14 protein-coding genes are annotated in these 16,547 nt (G+C 60.3%); 4 read left to right on the top strand and 10 right to left on the bottom strand.

The features are described 5' to 3' along the window. Positions 1–32: 32 nt before the first annotated feature. Positions 33–1,517, top strand: coding sequence for a helix-turn-helix transcriptional regulator (locus MWL89_RS03345; RefSeq protein WP_244411753.1), 1,485 nt, complete (start codon positions 33–35; stop codon positions 1,515–1,517). A 29-nt stretch (positions 1,518–1,546) separates the two neighbouring features. Here the strand turns inward: MWL89_RS03345 and MWL89_RS03340 are convergent, their stop codons facing one another. The 7 genes from MWL89_RS03340 to MWL89_RS03310 form a co-directional block, all read right to left on the bottom strand. Next, positions 1,547–2,896, bottom strand: coding sequence for a bifunctional folylpolyglutamate synthase/dihydrofolate synthase (locus tag MWL89_RS03340; protein WP_244411752.1), 1,350 nt, complete (start codon positions 2,894–2,896; stop codon positions 1,547–1,549). 8 nt (positions 2,897–2,904) lie between these two features. Further along, positions 2,905–4,266, bottom strand: a complete 1,362-nt coding sequence (locus MWL89_RS03335; RefSeq protein ID WP_244411751.1) for a hypothetical protein — start codon at positions 4,264–4,266, stop codon at positions 2,905–2,907. Further along, the gene (locus MWL89_RS03330; RefSeq protein ID WP_244411750.1) at positions 4,253–5,146 is read right to left on the bottom strand and encodes an ATP-grasp domain-containing protein; all 894 of its coding nucleotides are present in this window, start codon (positions 5,144–5,146) and stop codon (positions 4,253–4,255) included. The genes MWL89_RS03335 and MWL89_RS03330 overlap by 14 nt, the downstream gene beginning before the upstream one ends. Then, positions 5,143–5,772 carry a hypothetical protein gene (locus MWL89_RS03325; RefSeq protein ID WP_244411749.1) on the bottom strand — a complete coding sequence of 210 codons (630 nt, stop codon included), beginning with the start codon at positions 5,770–5,772 and terminating at the stop codon, positions 5,143–5,145. Before MWL89_RS03325 ends, MWL89_RS03330 begins: the two co-directional genes overlap by 4 nt. A gap of 37 nt (positions 5,773–5,809) precedes the next feature. Beyond that, positions 5,810–7,261: an NADPH-dependent glutamate synthase gene (gene gltA / locus MWL89_RS03320; RefSeq protein WP_102379020.1), complete on the bottom strand. Its 1,452-nt coding sequence runs from the start codon at positions 7,259–7,261 to the stop codon at positions 5,810–5,812. A gap of 2 nt (positions 7,262–7,263) precedes the next feature. Beyond that, entirely contained in the window at positions 7,264–8,112 is an 849-nt protein-coding gene (locus MWL89_RS03315) for a sulfide/dihydroorotate dehydrogenase-like FAD/NAD-binding protein (protein WP_102379021.1), read from the bottom strand. A 255-nt stretch (positions 8,113–8,367) separates the two neighbouring features. Then, a complete protein-coding gene (locus MWL89_RS03310) occupies positions 8,368–8,790 on the bottom strand; it encodes a hypothetical protein (protein WP_102379022.1) in 423 nt (140 codons plus the stop codon). 260 nt (positions 8,791–9,050) lie between these two features. Between MWL89_RS03310 and MWL89_RS03305 the strand changes: the two genes are divergently transcribed. The 3 genes from MWL89_RS03305 to MWL89_RS03295 all read left to right on the top strand — a co-directional run bounded on the left by MWL89_RS03305 (position 9,051) and on the right by MWL89_RS03295 (position 12,192). Beyond that, a complete protein-coding gene (locus MWL89_RS03305) occupies positions 9,051–10,004 on the top strand; it encodes a LysR family transcriptional regulator (RefSeq protein ID WP_244411748.1) in 954 nt (317 codons plus the stop codon). 150 nt (positions 10,005–10,154) lie between these two features. Beyond that, positions 10,155–11,111: a LysR family transcriptional regulator gene (locus tag MWL89_RS03300; protein ID WP_244411747.1), complete on the top strand. Its 957-nt coding sequence runs from the start codon at positions 10,155–10,157 to the stop codon at positions 11,109–11,111. A 157-nt stretch (positions 11,112–11,268) separates the two neighbouring features. Continuing rightward, the gene (locus tag MWL89_RS03295; RefSeq protein WP_244411746.1) at positions 11,269–12,192 is read left to right on the top strand and encodes a magnesium transporter CorA family protein; all 924 of its coding nucleotides are present in this window, start codon (positions 11,269–11,271) and stop codon (positions 12,190–12,192) included. Here MWL89_RS03295 and MWL89_RS03290 read toward each other — a convergent pair. The 3 genes from MWL89_RS03290 to MWL89_RS03280 form a co-directional block, all read right to left on the bottom strand. Continuing rightward, positions 12,189–12,953, bottom strand: a complete 765-nt coding sequence (locus tag MWL89_RS03290; protein WP_244411745.1) for a uracil-DNA glycosylase — start codon at positions 12,951–12,953, stop codon at positions 12,189–12,191. The genes MWL89_RS03295 and MWL89_RS03290 overlap by 4 nt on opposite strands. A 104-nt stretch (positions 12,954–13,057) precedes the next feature. Beyond that, positions 13,058–14,302, bottom strand: coding sequence for an alanine racemase (alr, locus tag MWL89_RS03285; protein WP_244412575.1), 1,245 nt, complete (start codon positions 14,300–14,302; stop codon positions 13,058–13,060). 526 nt (positions 14,303–14,828) lie between these two features. Continuing rightward, on the bottom strand, positions 14,829–16,460 hold the full coding sequence (locus MWL89_RS03280; RefSeq protein WP_244411744.1) for a LuxR C-terminal-related transcriptional regulator: 1,632 nt from the start codon (positions 16,458–16,460) through the stop codon (positions 14,829–14,831). Positions 16,461–16,547: the final 87 nt, after the last annotated feature.

The following is a 16,547-nucleotide window of genomic DNA, read 5'->3' as shown; positions in this document are numbered from 1 at the left end:
TCGAAACGCAAGCTTGGCAGAACGGAGCCGTCATGAACGAACCCCGGAAAACAGAAGCGATGCTCGCGCGCTTCGCTGCGTTGATCGAGCCGCGCTTTCCCGTGCGCCTGCTCGGGTTCGGGCTCGTCTACGTATGGAGCTCGTGCATTTGGGAGCTGTCGATCTTCTCGCCTGTGCGCGCAAGCGAACCGACCGGGTATCTGTTCGACATCTGGCTTCTTTCCGCCTTTCTCACGCCTGTCGCCTGCATCGCCTGCGCCCTCGCAGGGCGAAAGCGGGAGTTGATCGACCGCCCCTCGCTCATCGTCGCAAGCCCTTTGCTTGCCACGATCGGGACACTCTGCATTGCCCTGTACCCCCTGTCCGGCGAAACGTTCCAGCCGATCTTAGGGATTGCAGCGGGAATAGGGACGGGCGTCGGCCCCGCCATCATCGTGGTGCTCTGGGTGGGGCTCTACGCGAAGCTCGACACCGATACCGTCGAGACGGTGGTACCCGCATCGTTCTTCGTGATCATCGTATGCATGCTTGTCATTCCCTATCTTCCGGCGGTTGCCGCGGTCGCGGTCGCCGTCCTGCTCCCCTTGGTATCGGCTGTGCTTCTGCTCATGTCGAAGCACGGCATCGAAACCGGCACGGCGGATTTCCGGGAGGCAGCGGAAACGGACGAGGATGCGAAGCCCTATCCCCTGTCGAGCATTGCGAGGATCTTCCTTTTGATCCTCGTGGCCTACGCGATCAGCTGCACCATACCCTCGTTGCAGCAAGACATTGAACTGGTCGTGCCGCCCGTCGCCGCCAACATCATCGGAATCCTCTTCGCCATCGCCGTTTCGCTGGCCATCGTGCTGTTCTCCTCGCGCATCGACCTCGACGCGTACTTTCGGTGGATGTCGACGCCGCTTATCCTCTCGGTCGTGCTCACGGCCTTCTCCGACCCGCTAGCCATAACCGTCGCGTCGATCCTGGCGAATGCGATGTTCACGAGCCTCGAGATCATCATGATCCTGTATTTCATCCGCCTCGCTCGCAAGGTGCACCGCCCCGTATCCCTGTTCATCGGAATCGGCGCATGCGCAACGTATTCGGGATTGCTCATCGGCTACCTTCTCGGTGCCGAGTGGGCGGCGCTCGCCGCCCGGCAGACGGCGAGCGTCGAGCTGTACTGCCTCGTTCTCATCGGCGTGTTCGCTTTCGCGATGCTGCTGGTGCCCCGCAACGATCCGGCGTGGTCGGGCATGCCGCCTGCAAAGCCTGCTCTCGAGGAGGCACCGAGCGATCCTCAGCGATCATTCGTCTCGATCTGCGACGAAATCGCCGAACAGTACGCCCTTTCCAAGCGGGAGATCGACGTGTTCAGGCTGCTGGCCCAGGGGCGCAGCCAGCCCTACATCCGCGATACGCTCTTCCTGTCCAAGAACACGGTGTCGACCCACATACGCCATATCTACCGCAAGCTCGACATTCACTCGAAGGAGGAGTTGATCGATTTGCTGCAAAAGGATGCCGAGCGGTAGTCCGATCGCGTCCGCTGCAAGCGTGCGTGCTACAGCGCCCGCTTGATCTCGGCGATCGAATAGAGGCTGCCTGCTGCGCACACAAGGCCCTCATCCCCTGCCAGCTCACGGGCTTTTGCGACCGCATCGGGAATGTCCTTCGCGACATAGGGGGCCGTGCAGGCCGAACATCCGAGCAGATCTTGGCCAGTCCAGCGGATGGCACGGGCGAGTTTTGCGGCGGGCAGCGCCCGCGGATTCGGCGGCTCGATGGCGACGAAGGCGCTCCCGAGCGGCAAAAGCTCCTCGAGCATCTCGGGATACTCCTTATCTTCGAGCACGCCGATGACGAACACCGCCTTGCGACCGGGAAACGCCTGTCTGAGCGAATCGGCGAGCGCGCGGGCTCCCTGGGGATTATGCCCGCCGTCGACGACGAACGTCGGGTGCTTCGCCACGATCTCGAAGCGCCCGGGCCACACGGCTTGCGCCAATCCGATGCGGAGCGCCTCATCGGACACCGCCCAACCGCGCTTGCGCAGGGCCTCGATCGTCTCGATGGCGAGTGCCGCGTTGTACGGCTGATAACTGCCGATCAGGCTGATTTCGAGATCTCTATACTGTTTATACGAAAAAATACGAACATTTGTTTCACGTGAAACATCGCTCGCCGAACCGCGAGCACCCGCGTCGACGCAAACGGCTTCGCCTTCCACGACCATGCCCCCGTTCGACAGCTCGGCGAAATCGGGCACAGCCAAGGGCGCATCGAACTTGAGGGCCGTCGCCTCGATCACGCTCATGGCATCGGGTTCCTGCGGCCACGACACCACGGGTACGCCTTGCTTGACGATGCCCGCCTTCTCGCCTGCAATCTCTGCGAGCGTAGTGCCGAGAATGCCCGTATGGTCGAGTGCGATGCGCGCGATCACGCACGCCTCGGGCGACTCGATCACATTCGTCGAGTCGAGCCGTCCGCCCAGACCCACTTCCACAACCGCGATATCGCAGCCTACCCGCGCAAAGTGCACGAATGCGACGGCACAGGCAAGCTCGAATTCGGTTGGATGATCGTCCATGGCTTCCGCCTGATCGCGCACCGCAACCGTAGCTGCAAGAAGGTCATCGGGCGAAATACGTGCGCCGTCGACGGTGATGCTGTTCTCGTACGCCCCGATCGTCGGACTCGTAAACATGCCGACGCGCAGTCCGGCAGCCTGCAGCACGCTTGCGGCAAACGCGGACACCGAGCCCTTGCCGTTCGTACCCGAAACGTGCACGATGCCGTACGCTCGCTCGGGATGGTCGAGCCGTTCGACGAGCTCGGCGATACGGCCAAGCCCCAACTTGCTCGCACGCCATGCGGGGTTTTCGAGATACGCTACTGGGTCGAACGACATAGTCATCCTCATTTCACTTTCGCACGCTGCTCGGAAAACACGATGAACGCGATGAGCGGCAACCCGATGATCGATACTAAAAGCGCGTAGCCCAGCACGACGCTTCCGAACAGAAAGCCCGTCTGGATGACGGCAAGGAAGAACAGCAGCACCGGCATGAACTGCGCGTTGAGGTTTTTTGCAAAAAGATAGCCCGTGTCACGCTCGACGAGAACCGCTTCGTCGAGATCGCAGACGCCAAGATCGCGCCGCATGAAAGCGGGGATGCCGACGATCGGGTCAATGTCCGCCTCGCGGGCGATCGTATTCGTTTCCCGAATCCTTTCGAGCGAATCGATGGGAAGAGCCCTCGCCTTCGCCTTGGCCTTTCCGTGCCGCAAGATCACTTTGTCGGACTCGTCTATACCGAGGTGGACCATCGCCGAACGGGGCAGCCTTACAACATCGCGCCCCTCGTCGTTGTCGTACGGACGGCAGCTTTTGAGCAGAATCGAACTGTTCCCCACCACGAAACCCGAAATCGCCTTCGGCACCCCCGAGAGGAAGTGCGCTGATTCGTCGAACGCCGAAGCGGTTATCTGCACGGCGTCGTAGCCGCATTGCCGCAGATCCCGCCTGATCGTCTTCTGTTCTTCGTAGGACTCGGGGACGAACTGGGGTGCGCGCTCGTAACAGGCGATTATGCGCTGCTTCGTTTCGGCATCGACACCCGCTTCGTCAACCAACCTGCGCATCACCTCATCGAGCGTGCATGGGGGCACGCTCAGGTTGAGCAGCGTTCGCTGGTACCGGCTCAACCGCATGGTTTTCGGGGCAAGGCTTTCATCGACCTCGATCTTGTCAAACGGAATGTAGCACAGGGCACCCGTCGCCAGATGGTTCAACCGGTAGTAATGCCGACGCTTCGAGGAAAGGTCGTCCTCGATGGCCCCCAACTCCCGATAGAGGTCTTCGGACAGGGCGATGCAGCCCTCCCTCACCTTGTCGATCCGCTGGACGGCCACGTGTTCCACCAATAAGGTGCTCGTGTGCTTGCGCACCGATACGCATACGCGGTCCTGCGCGTCTATGCCGAGGACTTCCATAACCCGCAGCGTCGTTTTCGCCGTATTGCAGCCAGCATCGGAAGCGAAATCGTCGTCCTCGTCCGAAGCTGCGATGACAAGGCAGCATTCGGCCGATCGGGAATCACCCTTTCGCGCAACGCGCACGAGCTCGCGATTGATAAACCCGTGCTCGCGCGCCCACGCGGCGCTCACATCAATCCTGTTGGAGGGCACGAAGGAATCGGCTTTACCCGCTATGACAACCGATGCCGACGCCTCGCCGACGCCCGTGGCAACCGCGCGCTCCGCATCAGCGCCCGCCATCGCTTCCACCTCCCGCTATCGAAGCGATATGCGCGATGATCTCCTCTGCCACGTTCACGCCGCAGCATGCCCGTATCCCTTCGAACTGGGCGTTCGAATTGACCTCGCAGAAAACCGGCCGACCTCCTTCGCCGAACAGAATGTCGACGCCGGCGAAATCGAGCCCTATCGTGCGGCAAACCGCAAGAGCCATAGCCTTAAACGATTCCGGAGCATCGAACGCCTCGGCCGACGCCCCGCGCACGATATTCGCACGAAAATCCTTACCACCCGACGATCTGAGCATGCCCGCAACCACGCGATTGCCAACCACCTGCAGCCGCGCATCGCGCCCGACGCTCGATGCGACGAAGCGCTGCAAGACGGCAGGACGGGTTCCGAACGAATCGAGGACGGCAACGAGTTCTTCGCGCGCGTGCACCAGATGCACCTGTTCGCCGAACGAGCCGCTGCTCTCCTTCGCCACCAACGGCAAACCGAGCCGCTCGATCGCCTGATCGGGAAAGTCCTCCCTGCCCCACGAAGGAGGCTGGAAGGAGAGGGGAACCACGATGGCATCGGGCATCTCGATGCCGCGGGCCGCAAGCGCAAGATAGGTCAGAGCCTTGCTGTCGCACACCTCGATGGCATGCGCGCTGTTGCATACGCGAAAACCGCCCATCTCGAGGCGCTTTGCCAGATTGACGTCCTTGTCCCAAAACAAAACGAAATCGGGTCGTTCGTCGGGCGGTACGGTCGAAAAGTCGACGGGAGCCAACTCGACGTTCGTTTTCACGGAAAGGCCGATAGCCGCTTCGTGGGCGGCGTCGACGAGATGGGCATAGGTTGCCCTGAAACGATCGCTTCGCAAAAACCCGTTGACAACGAGCCAGCCCCTCATCGCAGCACCTCGTTCAATCGCCCCACCGCTTCTTCGAGGGCATCGCACACGACCGAAAAATCCGAGCGGCCCCCCTCTTCGAGAAACAGCCTCACGTTCATTTCGATCTGAAAGCAGAGCGCAGGCGATCTTCGGGCGACGTCGGCGGATACGGTTCGGGGGCCTGCAGCAGGGAAAATCGCATCCACCGTCACCGGCTCGATCCCGCGAGACTCGAAGGCCCGCACGATCTCGTCCGTCAGCTCGAACCGCCCGTCGACGTTACGCCCGTGTCCCGTACCGATCTCCACCATCGACTGATGGCGATCGCCCATCTCGTGCAGGTCGAGCACCGCCCGCACGCCTCCGTCGCGCACGAGACGCACGATCTCGTCGCGATAGTCGCTCGCTTCGTCGTAGTTCGGATCCTCCAGGGACGCCCCGCACCGGTAGATGGCCGGGCAGCCCATGCGATCGTGAAGCAGCAGGGCGAGCCGGCCCGCATCGGGCTCGGCGCACTTCACCGCGCCGTTGCGAGCGTGCTCGACCCGATGCGGGGCCGAGACGAGCACGGCTCCATGCCCCGCCAGAACAACGTATGCCGAAGCCGCCTCGGATGCCCGGTGCTCTCCGGATATGAGATCCATAGCGGCACTCCTTGCTAACGCGCGGTCAGTCACCCCATTATACTGCGCTCAGGTAATTCGCGATGCCCTTGGCTGCACGCTTACCCGCGCCCATGGCGAGAATGACCGTCGCTGCACCGATAACCGCATCGCCGCCCGCAAACACGCCAGGAACCGAGGTTGCACACGTTTCCTCGTCGGCTACGATGAGGTGGCGCGGAGTGGTTTCCAAGCCGGGCGTCGTATCGGCGATAAGGGGGTTGGTCTTCGAGCCCACGGCGATGACGAGCATATCGATATCGATCACGAAGTTGCTGCCCTCGACCTCGATCGGACGACGACGCCCGCTCGCATCGGGCTCGCCGAGCTCCATCTTCACGCATTCGAGACCGCTCACCCAACCTTCATCGGTTCCGAGCACGCGAACAGGGTTCGTAAGCATCTGAAACTCGATGCCCTCCTGCTCCGCATGGTGTATCTCCTCGTTGCGGGCGGGCATTTCTTCCTTACCGCGACGGTACACGATCGTCACTTCGGCACCGAGACGGCGGGCGGTGCGAGCGGCGTCCATCGCAACGTTTCCGCCGCCGACGACCACGCATCTCTTGCCCGCGTACACCGGCGTGGCGTACTCGGGGAACTTGTACGCCTTCATGAGGTTCACGCGGGTCAGAAGCTCGCTTGCCACCATCGATCCGTTGAGGCCTTCGCCCTCGATGCCCAGATACGACGGAAGGCCCGCGCCCGTTCCCACGAACACCGCGTCGAAACCCATGTCGCCCATGAGCTCGTCGATGTCGTAGAGCTTGCCCACAAGCGCGTTCACTTCGAACGATACGCCCAGATCGGCGATGGCCGACACCTCTTTGGCCACGAGGTCCTTCGGGAGACGGAACTCGGGGATGCCGTAGGTGAGCACGCCGCCCACCTTGTGGAGCGCTTCGAACACGGTCACATCGGCGCCGCACTTCGCGAGCTCGCCCGCGCAGGTGAGCGATGCGGGACCCGATCCCACAACCGCCACGCGCTTGCCGGCAAGATCGTGGCCCGTCGCGCAGGCGGAACCGCTGCGGTATTCCGCAAGCGCCGCAGCCGCCTCTTCGGGATGGGCGAACGCCCAATCGGCTACGAACCGCTCAAGGCGGCCGATGCCCACCGGCTCGCCGTTCTTGCCGCGGGTGCACACGCCCTCGCACTGGTTCTCCTGGGGGCACACGCGCCCGCAGATCGCCGGCAGCGTGTTGGTATCCTTCACGACCGCGTACGCACGGCCGAAGTTGCCCTCGCCCACCTCGCGGATGAAATCGGGAATCGGCACGCCAACCGGACAACCGCTCACGCACGGTTTGTTCGGACAATGGATGCAGCGGAGCGCCTCGTTGACGGCGTCTTCGGCGCTGTAGCCCTGCGCGACCTCGTCGAACGTCTGCGAGCGAATCGTCGGATCGAGCTCGGGCATGGGAGTCTTTTCCTTTTGCCTGTTCACCTGAAGCTTCTTCTCTTCGGCCATGGCTACTCCCCTTTCCCGTTCATGCAATCTCGACCCTCGTGCGCCTCGCGAGCCGCGCCTTCGAACGAGCGGTACATGACGCCGCGGCGCATCGCGTCGTCAAAATCGACGAGATGACCGTCGAAATCGGGGCCGTCGACGCAGGCGTGAAGGTACTCGTCGCCCACCTTCACACGGCAGCCGCCGCACATGCCCGTACCGTCGATCATGAGCGGGTTCATGGACACAAGCGTTTTGATACCGTAGGGCTTCGTGGTGGCGGCCACGAACTTCATCATGATGACGGGGCCGACGGCCAGCACCAAATCGTAGTCGGCACCCTCGTCGATGCGCTGTTGCAGAGCTTGGGTAACGAGGCCTTTGTTGCCGTTGGAGCCATCGTCGGTCATGATGATCTGACGGGTGGAGTTCTCGTCGATCTCCTTTTCGAGCAGTATGAGATCCTTGTTCCTGAACCCGGTGATCACGTCTACCTCAACGCCGTGCTCGTGAAGCCACTTCGCCTGGGGAAACGCGATCGCCGTTCCCAAGCCGCCGCCGATGACGCACGCCCGTTTGGCGCCTTCGAGTTCGGTGGGGTTACCGAGCGGCCCGGCGAAATCCAGAAGCGCTTCTCCCGCCTTCAGCGTTGCGAGCTTGCCGGTGGTGGCGCCCACGGCCTGGAAGATGATGGTCACGGTTCCGGCTTGAGGATCGCAATCGTTCATCGTGAGCGGAATGCGCTCGCCGCTCTCGTCTATACGGAGCATGATGAACTGCCCGGGCTTGATCTTCTTGGCGATTGCGGGCGCCTCGATAACCATACGCGTAACTTCGTCGTTGAGTGCTTCGACTTCTTTGATGGGATACACGGCGGTCTCGTCCTTCTCGTCTTAGATGCAAAACAGCACCGCGCTTGTACGGGCACGGTGCCGCTTAACTAATCGGTGTCGACGAACGATTATAGCAACTTCCCTACACGGGAAATGTTTCTAAACGGTTAAAGGAGCCTAAACACCGCATACTGCATGCGAGCGGACGCCGATGCCCGCCCGCATGCCGCCTTGCGTAAAAACGGGCGCAGATGCCTAAAAGCATCTGCGCCCGACGAACCTCCGAAGCGGTGTTTACGCCTGCTGCTTCTTGATGTTGAACGCCAAAACCGCACACAGGATGACGATGAGCAGACCGACGAACTGGGACAGGGGGAACGACCCCTGCATAATGCCGAGCACTGCGCTCGCGATGGACAGGATGACGCCGATGATCGACAGCACGAAAAACGGTCCGATCTTCTGGGGGTTCTTCGCGCCGCGCTTGCCGAGCAATCCGAGGATCAGATAGACGACGCCCGAAACGAGGGAGCCCACGCCCAAAATCACCGAGACCGCCGCCGCGTCCAACGCCGACCCGTCCACGTCGATCGCCTGGCCGGCGATGCCGGGAAGCGATGCCCCGAAGCACAGAAACGCGCCGAGCAGAATCATGAGGATCGCGTAGATGATCACGATGATGGATACAACCTTCAACGCTTTCTGAGAACCTGACATTCGTTTTCCTTTCATCCCAGCCTTACGATTCGCCGCACAGCGCGCATCGCGCTTGCGCACTGCCCCGACAAGGCGCAGCCGCATCTGCGGCAAGACCGTTCCTAGGGTAGCACCGCGCAGAAAAACCGGGTCTTGTTTTTCGTCGGTTCAACTTCTCGTTGCGTTTGTTGACATGCCTTTTTACGTATCCATATCATGAGGGCATATGTCGAAAGCGCAGACGATCACCGCCCGAACGCCCGAACGCACAGGAACAGCCCGTGAACATAAATCAAGTGAAATACTATATCTCCGCCGTCGATTGCGGGAGCTTTTCCGCCGCAGCAGCGGAGCACTACATCACCGCACAGGGCGTGTCGAAGGCGATCGCCGATCTCGAGCACGAATTCGGTTTGCAGTTGCTCGTGCGGAAAAACCGCGGCGTCGAACCGACCGCATTCGGCAAGGAGTTCTACAAGCAGGCGAGAGTGACGGAGCTCAGCTTCGACAGCCTCGAACAGTTCGCACGCAATTACGTCGAAGCCCCCGACGGAACCCCGACCCTCGATTTGCTGATCTGCGCCCCGAGTTTCATCGGGATGGGCAGAGTGAGCACCAACGTTGCGGCTTTCGTACGCAAGAACCTCGGCATCAACACCACCGTTTCGTACGGGTCGCCTAGCCAATGCCTGACAGCCCTGAAGAGCGGGTCCGCCGATGCTGCAATATCGCTTGGCGAAATCACGGTTCCCGGCATCGACTGCGACCCCATCGGGATGATCCCCTGCGGCATCTTGATAGCGAAAAGCCACCCGTTCGCCGCGATGAAAAGCATCCGCATAGCCGATCTCGACAATCTGAGCATCGCATTGTGGCCCGATCACGATTTTTTCAACGCCGCCGCCCTGAAGCGCTTGGATCAAAAGGGGGCAGCCATCGGTCCCGCCCCAATCGAAGCGGACGTTCGGGACTTCACCGAGTTTCTCGGATCGGGGGGAGCTTTGGTCGTACCCTACATCTCCGCCATCGACGAGGGAGGAATCCAATCCGTCTCCATCCCCTTCGATCGAAGCGAGGGAATAGCCACGCCGCTGTGCCTCTCCAACAGATCGCTGAATCCCGCGCCGAAAGTCATCGCACTGAAGCGCTTCTTCAAGGCGGCAAAACGATTCATTTCCGAATCGCAGGCTTCCGAAATCCTCACCCAAGTCCAGCACGTTTCAAATACTAGGTAATACATTATTTATCTGCTATAATCGTCGCGCTTCAACTTATCGTTGCACTTTGTTGACACCCGTCCGAGGGCACCCATAATAAGCGGTGCCGCCTTTTTGCTCCATGCGTTTTCCAAAGGCAAAACCGCACTCGCTTCGCAAGGGAACGCTTTGAATATCAACCAAGTCAAATACTTCATCTCGGTCGTTGAATGCGGCAGCTTCTCATCGGCTGCTTCCGAGCAGTTCATCACGGCACAGGGCATGTCGAAGGCGATCGCCGATCTCGAAGCCGAAGTCGGCGCCCAACTGCTGACCCGAAAGAACCGCGGCGTCTCTCCCACCGATTTCGGCTTCGAGTTCTACGAACGCGCCAAGCTGGTTATGAGCTGCTACGAAGACCTCGAATCGTTCGCGCGCGGCTACAAGCACCGCGCCGAGGGATCGCGGGTGTTCAACGTCTACATCTGCATTCCCGCATTCGGCTCGAAGGAGAAGGTCAGCGTCAACGTTGCCAAGTTCGTCAGGGCGAACCTCGGTGTCGAAGCGGAGGTTTCGTTCGGTTCGAAAAGCGAATGCCTTGCCGCGCTCGACAGCGGAGATGCCGATGCGGTAATCGCCATCGGCGAGGCCGAAGTGCCCGGATACGAATGCCTGCCGGTCGGCAAGCTTCCTTGTGGCGTGCAGATAACCAAGCGCAGCCCCCTTTCGCAACAGCCCTACATCAGGCTTGCCGATCTCGCCGATACGAGAGTCGCGCTCTGGCCTAACTACGATTTTTTCAACGACACCATCCAACGGCTGCTCATCGAGAAGAACGCGCCGTTCACTCCGCATCCGGCCGATCGATCGATCAGAAGCCTCATCAAACTGTACGCAGTCGGCAGCGCCGTTCTGCTCCCGCGCATTGCAGCGCTCGACGTGGACATCCTGCAAACCACGCCCGTATCGTTCCATCCCGATGAGGGCCTCTACGTTCCCCTGTACATTATCGGCCCAGCAAGGAAAAGCTCCCCCGCTTTTGCGGCGTTCTGCAACCTCGCGGCCGCGCACAACAATCACGCTTCGGCAACAAGCACCGCGCAAACCATCGCGCAGGTTCTTCCCTCAGACGAAGAAGGCGAATAGCGAACCGGGCGGCACGGGCAACAGATCGATAACCGAGCGCACACGACAACCGCGCCGCAGCTCGTTCTTCCGTATAATCGGGGGCATCGCATGAAGACGCCGCATTGAAGCAGAGCAGCCAGGAAGCGGCCGTGCGACAGCTTGAAGGAGTATCGCCATGCCAGCGCTTTATCGCCTAACCGACCGCCTCGAAGCCCTCGACCCAGAGCAAGGGACCGACCCCGCGCAGCCCGTCATCGAAGTGCTGCGAACCGATGAGCTCGATTCGATCGGCATCGAGGACATCGACGCGCTCGAATCGCTGCGCAGCCTCGCCTCGTCGCAGAGCTCCTACGTCGATGCCTTCCCCGACTGCATGATCGGATCGCTTTCGATTCCCAACAAGAACGACTTGCTCGACGAACCCTCGTGCTTCGGCTTCTACCTCGATCAGATGCGCCTGATATTCGTCGACGACGGAAACATCTGCGAATCGATTCTCAACAGCATCGCCAAAGCCCGCCCTGCGTGCAACCTCACTGTCGCCCGCGTACTGTACGAGTTCCTCAAGTTCACCGTCAAAGACGATACGCTGTTTCTCGCAGACGTCGAAGACAAGCTCGGCGACACCGAGGAGAACATCCTCGACAGAAAACGACACGTAACGAACCATCATATGCTGCAGATCAGGAGAAAGATCCTCAAGCTCGACAATTACTACCAGCAGCTATCCGATATGAGCAGCATCATGAGCGAAGACGAGCACCACATGCTCGCCAAAGAGGAGCGGCGCCTGTTCCATCTGTTCTCGCAGCAAGCCGATCGGCTCATGCAGCGCGCGCAATCCCTCAAGGATTACAGCCTGCAGCTGCGCGAGCTCTACCAGATGCAGATCGATACGCAGCAGAACGAGATCATGCGTTGGTTCACCGTGATCACCACCATCTTCGTACCGCTGACGCTGATTACAAGCTGGTACGGCATGAATTTCCAGAACATGCCCGAGCTCGCTTCGCCCTACGCGTATCCGATCATCATCGTCGTATGCGTTGCGCTTATCGTCGTGGAGCTCGGCTTCTTCAAGAAGAAGAAGTGGCTCTAACGCGGATCACCGCCCAAGGGAAGCCGTTCGGCCGCAGGGGCGCTCGTATCTGCCGTCAGGAGGTCGCCCGGCACAACCGGCTCGGCCTTCTGGGGATCTTCGGAGGCGCCGGCGAAAGATGCGTCTTGCGCCGGCGACGCAGCTTTCGCAGGATCGGCGGGGGCATCGTCGGCCTCGGATCTCACGAATTTCGGATCGGGGGATTCGGCCAGCAGCGCGCCGAGCGTACGGAAATCGGCTTCCATGATGTCGCGCTTGCTGCGGTCGTAGATGGCTGCGGCGGGATGGAAGATCGGGAACACCTTGAACTTACCCGCCTGCTGCAACTTCCCGTGTAACCTCGTTATCCCCACGTCGGTTTTCAGGATGAACTTCGTCGAGAAGTTGCCGAGCGTTACGATGAACTCCGGATCGATCGTGCGCGTCTGTTCGCGCAGGTACGGCGTACACAGCGCGATCTCATCGGGTTGAGGGTCGCGGTTTCCGGGAGGCCGGCACTTGAGCACGTTCGCTATGTAAATGTCTTCGCGCACGAGTCCCGCAAACGCGAGGAGCTCGTTGAGATATTGCCCCGCCGCACCGACGAACGGCTCTCCTTGAAGGTCTTCGTTCTTGCCCGGCGCTTCGCCGACGATCATAACGCGAGCACGAGGGTTTCCCACCCCGAATACGATCTGCGTGCGGCCCTCGCACAGCGCGCATTTCTTGCACGCCTCGACTTCCGATCTGATCTGCCCCAAAGGAATATGCGGTTTCTTCATAGCTGTCCGTTCCGTTCCTGCCTCGCCGCCTTGCCGAACACTGGCGCCACCCGTTGCCGCCACGCGCCGATGAGCTTCGACGCGGCGCATGTTCGCTTCGCCGCTCATACGTATACGCGCGGCATACGATGCGAGAAGCCGATGACTATTTCGTGCTGCACCGTGCCGAGCATGTTCGCCATATCGTCCACCGTCACCACCGAATCGCCCTGACGGCCCACGACGATCACCTCGTCGCCGATCTGCGGGTCGAGCCTGCGGCGGTTGCCGTACACGCGCATATCGACCTCGAACATGCACTGATCCATACAGATGTTGCCCACCTGGCGGCAGCGCTGCCCGTCGAGGATCACATCGGTTCTGCCCGAAAGCTCACGGCGAAACCCGTCGGCATAGCCGAGTGGCAGGGTGCATATCTTCACGCTGCCAGGGCTGCGGTACTGCATCCCGTAGCTGACGCCCTCGCTCATGGGCACGAGCTTCACTTCGGTGATGCGCGCATGCACGCTCATCGCAGGGCGAAGCTCGACCATGCGACGTGTTTCCTGGCAGGGATGGAACCCGTAGAGGGATATGCCGAGACGCGCCATGTCGAAGTGCACATCGGGATAGCGGATGATGGCCGCCGAATTGGCGGCATGCACGATACCGGGGCTGATTCCCGCCGCGCGCATGGCGTTGATGGCCTCGAGGAACCGTTTGGCCTGTATTTGGAAGTCGAGGGTTTCGGCGCAATCAGCCGTCGCAAAATGTGTGAACGTGCCCACCAGATCGAGCGCTCGATGAAAGCTGACCTGCGTCATGAACTCGACGACCTCGTCGTGGCGTATGCCGATGCGGTTCATGCCGGTGTTTATCTTCAGGTGGTACGGAGCCCTCACGCCGAAGGCATCGGCCGCCTCGCCGTACTGGATGGCGAATTCGGGCGTGTAGATCGTCGGCATCACTTTGTAGGCGAGCAAAAGCGGGATCGACGTTATCGGAGGCTCGGCCAACACAAGAACAGGCGCGTTGATGAGCGCTTCACGAAGTTCGATGGCCTCGTCGACCGTTGCCACCCCAAGGTACTCGGCACCCGAGTTGAGCGCGGTCTTCGCAACCTTGACCGCTCCGTGCCCGTATGCGTCCGCTTTTACGACGGCCATAAGCTTCTTGCCGCGCCCGATGCACTGCCGAGCTACGCCGACGTTGTGCCTGATTGCGGCAAGATCGATTTCGACCCACGCCCACCTGCGGTCACGGGCCGGGATGGTCGCCAGCTTCTCGGGGTCGAAGGCGAGCTTACCCGAAGGCGATATGACATCGCGCGCAAAGTCGATCGGCCTTTTAGCGTTCTTCTGGGAATACATGCTCGAATAATCGCTGCGTTGCTCGCTCACGAAAAATGCCTTTCTCTCAGCTCGGTCTTAGTATAGCGCACCGAATATGAACACGGCAGCGTTCGGTTCGACTGCATGAAGATTTCGTCCGCCCTCAAACGGTGTTTGGGTACGCGGAACGAGGAGAACGCATCAGCGACTTTCGATGCGCTATCGAATTCCCAGCACGTTCCCGAGATGTCGGAATCGGGCACGAAATTGGACCTGTGGCAATTATTATCAATAAATTTATCTTCTTACCAGCTTGGGGTTCGGCATAGCGCCTGATCAACGAGATGGCTTTGCTTCGATCATAGTTTATTACTGCATTACCTTTTGACAGGCCTCAAAATTCGTGCCACAGCCCAGGTCGCAGGGCCGATATCGCGCTTGCAGCATCGTCTGCAGTCGCGCGCAAACCCATCCGCCAACCTTCTTGCCGGTCGATGGGTGCAGCTCGGTCTCCCGCACAGGCGAACCGAGCATAGGCGATGCCCGAAGACGACGAGCATCGCGTTTATCCGTTCAGCGTTTCCAGCAACTCGAGCAGTTCTTGGCGGCTGTGGATATCGAGCTTCGTGTAGATATGCTTGCTGTGCGTACGCACCGTGTTCTCGGAAATGACGAGCTTTTCGGCAATGACCGCAACGCTGTGACCGCGCGCGATGAGCTCCATGACCTCGGTTTCCCGCGAAGAAAGACCGTATGCGTCCTTGAGGTCGAAGCACTGCTTCGAGAGGCGGTCGCGAATCGTGCCGAAGTCCTCGGAGGGAGACGGCCGATTACGCCGCTTTTTCTCCACGGAGCGACGTTTCGCGGTATCGGAGCGACGCTTCTTCACCGGCTTACCCCCTTGGAGGCTATCGACGTCCTCGGTCCTTATTCCACTCGCATCTTGATCGCCCGGAGAATCCTGCGAAATCCGCACGGGCTCGCGTCGAAGGGGCAGAAATTCGATAGGATCGGCCTGGACGGCAGCCCTCCCCGTTAGGTTCTTGAACAGGGTACCGCTTGCCGCCAAAAGCGTGAGCCCGAGCACGTAGCTGGAAATCATTGCCACCACGAACAACCATTCAGACCCCATCGACGATACCGAATCGGAGAGCCATCCAAGGAGAAAGCCGAGGCTCTGCATGAGGTAGACCACACTGCCGAAAAACGCGTAGATGAACACGGGGTTGATGCCGCGATCGCGCGAAACCTGCGCGCACTGCATCATCATAAGCATGAGCACCAGAGAAAACACCATGTACGTAAGCGCGGCAAACAGGTTCAGGTAGAATGCGCCGAGAAACGGCAGGAGCAGAAACCCCGTGATGATGAGCGGATACACGACGCGAAACACCGTGGTGAGGCCAAACCGAAAACTCGCCCGATACCACAGCACCAACAGCACCGCAGCCGAGATGAACGAGCCGAGCATCGAGGCTACGTTGACAACGGTGCTGACCTCCTGATGAAGCAGCGCGATGCCGCGGATTACACCGCTTGCAAACGCAAGCGCGCCCACACAGAGGGCACTTCGCCAAAAGTCGCTCATAACCTGTCGATACACACGCGGATGCTGGCGCGGCACATCCTCGAACATCGGCTGATCGACTTTCATTTCTCGTACGCTCAGCGCTACGCACAATCCGCATAGCGGTACGAATACGAGCGGAATGAGAAATGCGGTCAGCGCAATGGGGACGAGGTAGAGCGCGAAATATATAAACGGCGCAAGCGCAGTTCCGACCATCAGCCGCAAGTTGCCTTCCTCCGATGGCAACGAGGCGAAGTAGCGCTGCCAGAGCATGAACAGCCCAGCGCAGCCGACACCGAGCAGAACGCCTCCCCCGCCTACGAGCACAAGCGTGAAATCAGCCAGGTACATCGCGCCGATGAGGCACGCCGACCCGGTGAACACCATGATGGCCGAAAGCGATACGAGCATACGGCGCGCTTCGTGCGGAAACCAATACGATCCGAATACGCTTGCAAGAAACGCTCCCCAAAACGCGAGCGATTGAGCAAGGAAAAAAGTCAGGGTGACTTCGGCGGTTTGAAATTCAAGGGGAAGAAACGGAAAGATGCCCGCCCACGTGGACGTAGCATTTACGGTAAGGAAAAAGGCATAGCCCCAACTCGATACATGCGGCTTGAAAGCCATGCGGCGGCCTCCTCCCTCAAGCTTTGCACGCGCCCCGCTATGCGATATGCTCACTATACCGAATGATCGGTTAAAGCCGCAGGTGGA

It is taken from the genome of Raoultibacter timonensis (assembly GCF_022845715.1).
Taxonomy (GTDB): Bacteria; Actinomycetota; Coriobacteriia; order Coriobacteriales; family Eggerthellaceae; genus Raoultibacter; species Raoultibacter timonensis.
This window is presented reverse-complemented; position numbering and strand designations above follow the sequence as displayed.

Excerpts from the sequence above, each read along its gene's own strand:
- MWL89_RS03310 (WP_102379022.1), bottom strand. The coding sequence starts at position 8,790 with ATGTCAGGTTCTCAGAAAGCGTTGAAGGTTGTATCCATCATCGTGATC.
- MWL89_RS03345 (WP_244411753.1), top strand. The coding sequence starts at position 33 with ATGAACGAACCCCGGAAAACAGAAGCGATGCTCGCGCGCTTCGCTGCG.
- MWL89_RS03325 (WP_244411749.1), bottom strand. The coding sequence starts at position 5,772 with ATGGATCTCATATCCGGAGAGCACCGGGCATCCGAGGCGGCTTCGGCA.
- gltA (WP_102379020.1), bottom strand. The coding sequence starts at position 7,261 with ATGGCCGAAGAGAAGAAGCTTCAGGTGAACAGGCAAAAGGAAAAGACT.
- MWL89_RS03335 (WP_244411751.1), bottom strand. The coding sequence starts at position 4,266 with ATGGCGGGCGCTGATGCGGAGCGCGCGGTTGCCACGGGCGTCGGCGAG.
- MWL89_RS03330 (WP_244411750.1), bottom strand. The coding sequence starts at position 5,146 with ATGAGGGGCTGGCTCGTTGTCAACGGGTTTTTGCGAAGCGATCGTTTC.
- MWL89_RS03280 (WP_244411744.1), bottom strand. The coding sequence starts at position 16,460 with ATGGCTTTCAAGCCGCATGTATCGAGTTGGGGCTATGCCTTTTTCCTT.
- MWL89_RS03290 (WP_244411745.1), bottom strand. The coding sequence starts at position 12,953 with ATGAAGAAACCGCATATTCCTTTGGGGCAGATCAGATCGGAAGTCGAG.
- alr (WP_244412575.1), bottom strand. The coding sequence starts at position 14,302 with ATGTATTCCCAGAAGAACGCTAAAAGGCCGATCGACTTTGCGCGCGAT.
- MWL89_RS03295 (WP_244411746.1), top strand. The coding sequence starts at position 11,269 with ATGCCAGCGCTTTATCGCCTAACCGACCGCCTCGAAGCCCTCGACCCA.
- MWL89_RS03340 (WP_244411752.1), bottom strand. The coding sequence starts at position 2,896 with ATGTCGTTCGACCCAGTAGCGTATCTCGAAAACCCCGCATGGCGTGCG.